This window comes from Streptomyces sp. 3N207, from assembly GCF_052246355.1.
In the GTDB taxonomy this organism is placed as follows: domain Bacteria; phylum Actinomycetota; class Actinomycetes; order Streptomycetales; family Streptomycetaceae; genus Streptomyces.
Map to the genome: position 1 here is coordinate 1 of NZ_JBQQBV010000050.1, position 8,515 is coordinate 8,515.

7 protein-coding genes and 1 pseudogene are annotated in these 8,515 nt (G+C 71.1%); 4 read left to right on the forward strand and 4 right to left on the reverse strand.

The annotated features are described in order from the left end of the window. A pseudogene (locus ACTWP9_RS36395) lies at positions 1-115 on the forward strand (IS5/IS1182 family transposase); the annotation flags it as partial. A 146-nt stretch (positions 116-261) separates the two neighbouring features. Here the strand turns inward: ACTWP9_RS36395 and ACTWP9_RS36400 are convergent. Then, positions 262-756: a YbaK/EbsC family protein gene (locus ACTWP9_RS36400; protein WP_443250603.1), complete on the reverse strand. Its 495-nt coding sequence runs from the start codon at positions 754-756 to the stop codon at positions 262-264. Further along, positions 726-1,655 (reverse strand): DMT family transporter, encoded by a 930-nt coding sequence (locus ACTWP9_RS36405; protein ID WP_443250604.1) that lies wholly within the window; start codon positions 1,653-1,655, stop codon positions 726-728. Before ACTWP9_RS36405 ends, ACTWP9_RS36400 begins: the two co-directional genes overlap by 31 nt. An 82-nt stretch (positions 1,656-1,737) precedes the next feature. Between ACTWP9_RS36405 and ACTWP9_RS36410 the strand changes: the two genes are divergently transcribed. After that, positions 1,738-2,673: a LysR family transcriptional regulator gene (locus ACTWP9_RS36410; protein ID WP_443250605.1), complete on the forward strand. Its 936-nt coding sequence runs from the start codon at positions 1,738-1,740 to the stop codon at positions 2,671-2,673. A gap of 459 nt (positions 2,674-3,132) precedes the next feature. Beyond that, entirely contained in the window at positions 3,133-3,894 is a 762-nt protein-coding gene (locus tag ACTWP9_RS36415; RefSeq protein WP_443250606.1) for an LmeA family phospholipid-binding protein, read from the forward strand. A 5-nt stretch (positions 3,895-3,899) separates the two neighbouring features. Here the strand turns inward: ACTWP9_RS36415 and ACTWP9_RS36420 are convergent, their stop codons facing one another. Then, positions 3,900-4,904: a helix-turn-helix transcriptional regulator gene (locus ACTWP9_RS36420; protein WP_443250607.1), complete on the reverse strand. Its 1,005-nt coding sequence runs from the start codon at positions 4,902-4,904 to the stop codon at positions 3,900-3,902. Between the two features lie 291 nt (positions 4,905-5,195). Between ACTWP9_RS36420 and ACTWP9_RS36425 the strand changes: the two genes are divergently transcribed. Next, positions 5,196-6,293: a winged helix DNA-binding domain-containing protein gene (locus ACTWP9_RS36425; protein ID WP_443250608.1), complete on the forward strand. Its 1,098-nt coding sequence runs from the start codon at positions 5,196-5,198 to the stop codon at positions 6,291-6,293. A 33-nt stretch (positions 6,294-6,326) separates the two neighbouring features. On the opposite strand, the gene ACTWP9_RS36430 is transcribed toward ACTWP9_RS36425, so the two are convergent. Next, positions 6,327-7,961 carry a fucose isomerase gene (locus ACTWP9_RS36430; RefSeq protein WP_443250609.1) on the reverse strand — a complete coding sequence of 545 codons (1,635 nt, stop codon included), beginning with the start codon at positions 7,959-7,961 and terminating at the stop codon, positions 6,327-6,329. Positions 7,962-8,515 lie beyond the last annotated feature (554 nt).

The window sequence follows — 8,515 nt, forward strand, 5'->3', positions numbered from 1 at the left end:
CTGGCTGGCCGGGTGCCGGCGCCTGCACCGCCGCTACGAGCGCAAGGCCGAGCACTTCCTCGCCTTCGTCGGCATAGCCGCGGCCCTCATCGGCTACCGCCGACTCACCAACTGAAACGACGTCTTATGCCGACCCGGCCGCCGCTTCCGCTGTCAGCATGCTCGGCCACGGCCTTCCCCGGCTTGAGGCCCTCGCCGACCTTGTGCGGGGCGTACGGTCGCCATGCGGGTGGCCACCTTCGGTGGACTGCTGAGGGGAGCTCACGATGGTGGCCCGGCGATCTTCTCCACTCGGGGCTGCGCGAGCTTCTCGTAATCCGGGCCCGCGATGGCCAGTGACCGGTCGAGGCGCGCGGCGTTGAAGTAGAGCTGTGACTGGGTGACGACCTCCGGGTCGGCCACAAGTTCCAGGTCGGGATCGAAGCTGAAGGGCAGCACCGTGCCGGGCACCGCCCGGGCCAGGCGTTCGGCGGTGGCCGCATCGCTGACGCCGACGTAGCGGGCGGCGAACAGCCCGCGGACGGCATCCAGGTCGACGCGCCGGTCGCCGGGGACGACAGCGAGCACATGGCGCGTGGTGCGCCGGTCGAGTTTGGCCCGCAGGACAAGGCACTTGGCGGCCTGGGAGACGGGGTGACCGCGGAGCGCGCTCACCGTCCCGGTGGTGCCCTCGGGAACGTGGTCGATGAGCCGGTAGGGGGTCGCGGTGTCGTCGAGCAGGGAGATCAGACGGCGGTAGGTGTCGTCGTGGGACATAGGGCGTTCTCTTCCATGCGGGTGCGGTGGGAGCGTTCGATGACCTGGCCCCAGTAGGTTCCGGTCACCATCAGGAGTGCGCCGAAGGCGGTGGAGACGGTGAGGTGTTCGCCTCCCAGTGCAAGGCCGACGGCGACAGCCCAGACGGGTTCGGTGCCCAGCAGCAGACTGGCGCGGCTGGCGGAGCTGCGCTGGACGGCCCAGGTCTGGGCGAGAAAGGCGAAGAGGCTGCAGAACAGGGCGAGATAGGCCATCTGGAGCCAGGTTGCGGCACTGACGCCCTCCAGCACACGCAGGTCTGCTGCGGCAGGCGCGAGGAACAGCATCGACCCCACCGACGTCTGGACGGCCGTCAGTTGGAGCGGGCGCAGGGCGCGGCCGGTGGTGAGCCGTCCGACGAGGGCGACGTGAGCTGCGCGGACCACCGCCGCGGCCAGTATCAGCAGATCGCCGATGCCCGGTGCGTCGAGCCCATGGCCGGACGTCAACAGACCGACCGCCAGCACGCACAAGCCTGCGGCGAGAAAGAACCGCGGCGGCAGCCGGCCGCGGCCCGTACGGTCCAGCAGCGGGGTGATCACGAGCGTCAGACTGATCAGCAGCCCCGCATTGGCGGCGCTGGTGTGTGCCACGCCGTACATCTCCAGGACCAGGACGGCCGCCTGGGACACACCCAGGATCGCCCCGAGCCTGATCTCCTCCCGCGTCCACCGGGGGCGCGGGCGGGAAGTGGTGGCGAGGACGAGGGGGATACCGGCCAGGGCCGAGAGCAGGTAGCGCAGGAACAGCACCACCAGAACAGGGGCGGCTTCAGCGGCGGACTTCGCCGTCAGATAGCTGGAGCCCCACACCAGCGCGACCAGCAACAGCACCACATCGGTACGACGTGCTTCAGGCATGCCCGCAACGCTGCCCTGACCAGGACAGTGAAGCCAAGTACCACTTACTCAACCATCGATGTAGTAAAGCTACACTCTCCCTATGGACGAGAGGCAGCTGCGTGTTCTGCGGGAGCTGGGCGAACTGGGCAGCGTCACCGCGGTGGCAGAGGCGCTCATGGTCACGCCTTCGGCGGTCTCCCAGCAGTTGAGGCTGCTACAGCGCTCGGTCCGCGTCCCACTCACCGAGCGCGAGGGCCGGAGGCTCGTACTCACGCCCGCCGGACGGGCTCTGGCCGCCGCAGCGATCGACGTCGAGACGGCCCTGGCCCGCGCCCGGCACGCTGTGGAGGAGTTCCTCGACCAGCCGGACGGTGTGGTGTCGGTCGCGGCCTTCCACAGTGCCGCCGCCGGTCTGTGGCCCCGCCTCGTGCGTGGCCTTGCCTTCCCCGGGGCGCCCCGCCTCGCGCTCGCCGACGAAGACGTCTCCCAGGAGGATTTCCCGCCGCTGACCCACGACTACGACATCGTCCTCGCCCACCGGCTCGACCACTCACCGGCCTGGCCGGTGACCGTGTCGGCCACGCCGCTGCTGCACGAGCCCCTCGACATCGCGCTGCCCGTCGGCCATCCGCTGACGGACAAGGTCCGCCTGACCCCGCACGACGTGGCCGACCAGCCCTGGATCACCGTCCATGACGGCTTCCCGCTGATGGCCACCGTCGAGGCCGTCGCAGCCGCTGCCGACCGACGGCTCCATATCGCCCACCGCATCAACGAGTTCGCCGTGGTGTCCGAGGTGGTGGCCGCCGGCGGCGGCATCGCGTTGATGCCCCGCTGGACCGCGCGACCGCACCCCGCGGTGGTCCTCAGGCCCCTCTCCGGCGTCCACGCCCGCCGCCACGTCGACGCCCTCCACCGCCCCGAACACACAGCTCGCAAGGCCGTACGCACCGTCCTCACCGAGCTCCTGCGCGCAGCAGCAGCCGTCAGCGGCGACGGCCCGGAAACCGCCCCGGGGACCGCCGGGCGCCCATGACCGGGGCGCGGCCAGGCCGTGTCCGGCACAAGCACAGCCCTCACTGCCCCTCCCCGCCACGTTCCGTGGACGGTGGGTCCCGCACCGGAGCGGGTGGCGGGCGGTGTGACGCAGCACGCACGGTGCGGGCCCCATGCCATGGCATACTCGCCCGAAGTGCCCCTTTCGCTCCGGCAGCCACCGGTTGCGGACCCGAAAGCCGGCGCACAGGTGCGACGCCGGCCCGCGGGGCCCGGCGTTCCGGCACTCCGCCGGGCAGGGCCATGGGCTCACCCGGCGACGGTCTCCGCCCATGACGCCGGATGCCGACACCGACGCCGCAGTCGGTCCCCACAGCGATCCACGAGCCCCTCGACCGCCCGCGCCCGCTGCGCAACAGCTGCGGGCCCGGTCCTGGCCGGGCCGGTGCCCCGGCGCCATGGCCCCGGCAGCCTGTCCCAGATGGGAGTACCACCCCCCATGAAAATCCGCCGTACCGTCCTCGTACCCACCGCTGCACTCGCTGCCGTCGTCGCAGCGGGCGGCGGCGCCAACGCCCTGGTCGAACACAAGGCACAGGAGCGCGCAGCCGAAGAGGCCCAGCGCCGGCTGGGTGGTAAGGCCACCGGGGTGCACGCGGAGCTCACGGACCCGCTGGCCGGCTTGAAGACCCTGACCGGCCGGGTCGGCACGCTCCGCATCAGCGCCGACAGAGTCCAGCACGAGGGGACGTCCTTCGGCGTCGACGCCGCCCTGCACGGGGTGACCACCGACGGCAGCGCCACTTCGGGGTCGGCCACCGTCACCGTGGGCTACGACGAGATCGCCAAGCAGCTGCCGAAACAGCTGCGCGGGATGAAGCCCGGCACGGACGGCAGGCACCTCACGCTCTCCGGCACCATGGGCGACCTCGGGATCCCCATGACCGTACTGAACACGGTGAAGGCCGCCCCGAACGGCCTGACCGTCACCCCGGACACCGTCAGCGTCATGGGTCAGCAGATGAAGATCAGCACGCTCACGTCGCTGCCCGGCATGGACCGGTTCGCCGACAAGCTCGGCCCGCGCACCGTCGGTCTCGGCGAGCTGCCCGAGGGTGTTCAGCCCACCGGTGCCGAAGCCACCCGCGACGGGCTCGCCCTCAGCTTCCGGTTCTCCCCCAGCATCCTGCACGCCTCCGGCGGCGCGAACACGGACACCTCCTCCGGGGCCGGTTCCGGCACCAAGAACCGGGACGCCTGAACCGGTCACACCTCGGCGGGGCCGCCGGCCGAGGCTTTGGCGTAGCGGCGGGCCAGATGCGCGAAGGCGTGTCCGAGCTCAGGCGGGCCGACCACCTCGATGTCGGCGTCGAACCTGCCGATGGTGGCGGCCAGGCCGGGCCATGACCACGAGCCGAGGACGAGCCGGCAGCGGTCCGGGCCGAGTTCCTCGACGAGTCCGTCGTGGACGTAACGGGAGACGGCAGCGGCCGGCAGATCGAGGATCACCTCACCGCGGCAGGGCCAGTCGTCCGGGCCGTCGGAGCCCCGGAACCTGTCCGCGACGAAGGCGGCCACCTCGCCTCCGGGCAGCTCGCGCGGGGTGAAGCGGGGCCCCGTGGGGGTACGCGGGCGGATCCGGTCGGCGCGGAAAATGCGCCAGTCCTCACGGTCGAGGTCCCAGGCCACGAGGTACCAGCGTCCACCCCAGGTGACGAGGTGGTGGGGCTGCGCCCGGCGCGGCGGAGGCCCGGTGCCGTCCTGACCGGCTCCCGGCGGGGAGGCCGGGGTGTAGTCGAAGCGCAGCACCTCGCGGGCGTGGACGGCTGCGCTGAGCGCCATGAGCACGCTGCTGTCCACCTGCGGGGCCGGCCGGGCTGTGGGCCGCTCGACGGCGGTCACCTGGAGGGCGTCGATCCGGTGGCGCAACCGTGCGGGCATGACCTGCCGCACGGTGTGCAGCGCGCGTGCCGCGGCTTCCTCGATGCCGGCACCGGTGCCGGCGGCGCTCTGGAGCGCGACAGCGAGGGCGACGGCCTGCTCGTCGTCGAACAGCAACGGGGGTAGCTCCCTACCGGCACCGAGCCGGTATCCGCCGTCGGGGCCCTTGCTCGCCACGATCGGGTAGCCGAGTTCCCGCAGGCGGTCGACATCGCGGCGCACGGTGCGCGGGCTGACACACAGCCGCTCGGCCAGCAAAGCGCCCGGCCAGTCCCGGCGCACCTGGAGCAGCGAGAGCAACGACAGCAGTCGCGCTGAGGTCTTCTGCATGGTCTCCATGTTGCCCCCGGTAGCGGCCAGAACCTGGCCGCTTCTGCTGCGACTGTGCTCACCGAGCAGGGCCGGGCAAGCCGATCCATGTGATCGTCCTCACGCCCTGTGGGCGTCGGGCCGGACTGAAACCGCCCAGCCGTCCAACCGCCCGGACAACCCGGATATCCCGGACAACAGGAACCGAGAGGCAGGAGCCATGGACATCGTCAGCGCATACACCCCGGGCCGACCCCTCTCACGAGCGGCACTCCCCCCACGGTCGGCCGACGGGCGCGCCGTGGTGCTCCGGTGACCGTTCTCGACGCCCGGGCGCTCAACCGCGCGACACTCGCCCGGCAGTTGCTCCTCGACCGCGCCGACATGCCGGTCCTGGACGCCGTCGCCCATCTCGGCGGTCTGCAAGCGCAGGAACCGCAGGAACCGTTCGTCGGGCTCTGGGCGCGGCTGCGCGGGTTCGACCCCTCAGTGCTCTCGGAACTGCTGACCGGGCGGAACGTGGTGCGGACCCATCTGATGCGCCGCACCGTCCATCTCGTCACCGCCGACGACGCGTTGGCCTGGCGTGCCCGCCACGATGCCATGCTGTGCCGGCGGGTGCTCGGGGCCTACCGTCGCGAGCTCGAAGGGGTGGATCTCGACGAACTCGCCGCAGCAGGGCGCGCGGTGATGGCCGACGGCAAGCCGCGCTCGATGACCGAACTCTCGCGGGCGCTGGGCGACCGCTGGCCGGAGCCGGGGCCGCGGGCCCTGGGCGAAATGGTCACAGCGCTCCTCCCGACGGTGCAGCTGCCGCCGCGCGGGCTGTGGCGCACCAAGGCGGGAGTGCGCAACGCCCTGCTCTCCTCCTGGCTGGGGCGGGAGATCGCCCCGCCGGCCGCTGACGGCTCCGATCCTGTGGGGCAGACGCTGGTACGACGCTATCTCGCCGCGTTCGGTCCGGCCGCCTCGGCCGACCTGCGCGCCTGGTGCGGTCTCGCCGGACTGCCGGCCGCGGTCGCCGCGGTACGGGAGGAGCTGGTCGCCTTCCGCGACGAGCGAGGCCGCGAACTGCTGGACCTCCCCGACGGGCCGCGTCCCGACCCCGGTACTCACGCGCCGGTGCGGTTCCTGCCGGCGTTCGACAACGCGCTGCTCGGTTACCACGACCGCAGCCGGATCGTCGACGAAGCGCACCGCGGCCTGTCGGTCGCCGGCGCTCGCGTCGTCCTGGTCGACGGCCGGGTCGCCGCGACCTGGACCGTCGAGTCCGGCACCGTGACCGTCACCCCGCTGCGCCGCTTCTCCCGAGCCGACCGCACCGCCGTCGCCGAACAGGGACGGGAACTGGCGTCGTTCCTCTCCGACAACGAGAGCCACCGCGTACGGATCGCCGCGTCTGCCCGCTGAGCGCCCCACAGCAAGGCCGTTCCAACGGTACGGCTACCGCAAGACGTCGCCGCACAGGTGCACTTCGACGCCCAGCTCGGCGAAGAGCGCCGCCTTGGCGCGCAGGGCCTTGTCGGCTGTCACCGCGTCAGGTGCGTAGGCGACGTTGAGGTGATTGGCGCGGTGGCGGGCCATGAACTGGTCGCGGGTGACGCCGTGCAGGACCGCGTGCATGATCGGCCACTGGTGGTTGGTGGCGTCGAGCCGGCGCCGGGTCTCCTCCTCGGGCAGCTCGACGGAGGTGGCGCGGCCGAGGTCGACATGCAGACGGCCGTCCATCAGGAACACCCGCGACCAGACGATCTCGCCCGGCTTGGACACTCCGCTGAGGGTGCCGCCGCCGAGAGGGAAGAACATCGGAGGTTGGCGCATGCTGTACGACTTGTCGTAGCCGCCGTTGTGGGAAGCGGGCACCGAGCCGGAGATCTCGAAGACCCAGACGAAGCGCCCTTCGTACTCCTCTCCCCAGCGGACGTCGTGCAGCGTGGTGGCCGGGTCGAGGCCCATCGCGGTCCAAATGCGGTTGGTGACCAGGGAGTCGACGGCGACGCCCTCGTCCACCTCGTTGAAGTGCGGCAGCGGCGCGCCCGCGTAGAGCTCGCGGGCACCGTCGCGGCTGCGGACCGGCGGGCGCCGGACATTGTTGAGCAGGCCCTCGGCGAGGTCGCTCGCGGGGACGGTGTCCTTGAGGCCCTGCTGGTACTGGATACCGACCGCGTCCAGCCCGAAGTCGTCGGCGATCCGCAGCGCGGCAATGTACATCTTGAACTGGCTGAGCAGCTGCCCGTCGGTGAGTTCGGTGGCCTCGTCACTGCCGGTGTGGAAGGTCATTCCAGCACTGTCGAGCCAGGCACGGACCGCCTGGGCCTCCTCGTCGGAGACCTTCCCCATCTCGGCGACGAGGGCGCTCTGCGACAGGCGCTCCTTGTAGATGCCGAGCGGGTTGAGCAGCTCGTCGTCGATGATGGCGTTGTACATGCCCATGCAGCCCTCGTCGAACACACCGATGATCGCCTTCTCCTCGGCCAGCTGCCGCGCGAGGGCAACGCCCAGTTCCGTCTCGGAATCCTGCGGCAGGGGCGGCAGGGGCCTCACATGGCTGGTGTCGTGGGCGACGGTCCCGGTCTCCAGCCACGTACGCAGCCCCTCACGTGCCCAGTCGTCGGTGAATTCGGCGCTCCACAGGACGGAGTAGTCCCGCCCCGCCTTCGTGAGGCTGCCCGCGAGGTTCAACAGGCCGACCAGGCCGGGGAATTCACCGCTCCAGTTGGCCACGATCAGGATCGGTCCCCGGTGGCTGCGCAGACCGGCGAGGACATGGTGGCTGTACTGCCAGACCGCCTCGACGACGACCAGCGGGGCGTCCTGGGGCAAGGTCTTGAAGACCTCGATACCGGCCCGCTGACTGTCGATGAAGCCATGCCCCTTCTCCGCATCGACCCGGTGCCCGCGGCGAACCTTCCAGCCGAGCCCCATGAGGGCCCCGGCCAGGTCGCTCTCCAGCTTCTCCTGAGTGGGCCAGCACGTCACGTTCGCAGCCGGCCGCAGGTCGCCGCTGGCCACGGTGTACACGGTCTGCGGCTCGGCAGCACACCGCCGGGCAACCTCTGGCAGACGGTACGTTCTCATCGTGGTCTCCCTATCAAGCGGCCCTGCTTGACGCCGCCGCCAATGCCTGAGGGCTCCGCCCTCTGACGGGTGGGTGGGGGGCGCCCATATCTGAGGTGGATGAGAGCACGCACTGCTCCAACCGCAGATATGGGCGCCACGTACAGACAAAGGGCAGCAGCCCCCGGGCGGGCCGCTCTTACGTCAATGGCTTGAGGTCGTGCGGAAGGGGGGTTCTAGGGGGGCGAAGCCCCCCTGGCGGGGGGCCGTTGGGGGGCGGAGCCCCCCGACACGACCTGTCGGCGGCAGCCGAAAAACAAAGGGGGCGTGCCCCCACAAGCACCGGCCTCACCGGACACGATGACGGCACACGAGGCATACCCGGGACCCTGACAGAAATCGATTTCACGGTCAAGGGACAAGCACACCAGCCAGGCAACCCGCCCAACTAGGGCCTGTTCCAGGTTCCGATCATTGGTTTTGGGATTCGCCGGTGGCGGGCGGCTGGGCCTGGTAGTTGTCGAGGGTGGCGCGTGGTGATCTCTCGGATGCCGAGTGGGAGTTGGTGGAGCCGT

Excerpts from the sequence above, each read along its gene's own strand:
- ACTWP9_RS36400 (WP_443250603.1), bottom strand. The coding sequence starts at position 756 with ATGTCCCACGACGACACCTACCGCCGTCTGATCTCCCTGCTCGACGAC.
- ACTWP9_RS36405 (WP_443250604.1), bottom strand. The coding sequence starts at position 1,655 with ATGCCTGAAGCACGTCGTACCGATGTGGTGCTGTTGCTGGTCGCGCTG.
- ACTWP9_RS36410 (WP_443250605.1), top strand. The coding sequence starts at position 1,738 with ATGGACGAGAGGCAGCTGCGTGTTCTGCGGGAGCTGGGCGAACTGGGC.
- ACTWP9_RS36415 (WP_443250606.1), top strand. The coding sequence starts at position 3,133 with ATGAAAATCCGCCGTACCGTCCTCGTACCCACCGCTGCACTCGCTGCC.
- ACTWP9_RS36420 (WP_443250607.1), bottom strand. The coding sequence starts at position 4,904 with ATGCAGAAGACCTCAGCGCGACTGCTGTCGTTGCTCTCGCTGCTCCAG.
- ACTWP9_RS36430 (WP_443250609.1), bottom strand. The coding sequence starts at position 7,961 with ATGAGAACGTACCGTCTGCCAGAGGTTGCCCGGCGGTGTGCTGCCGAG.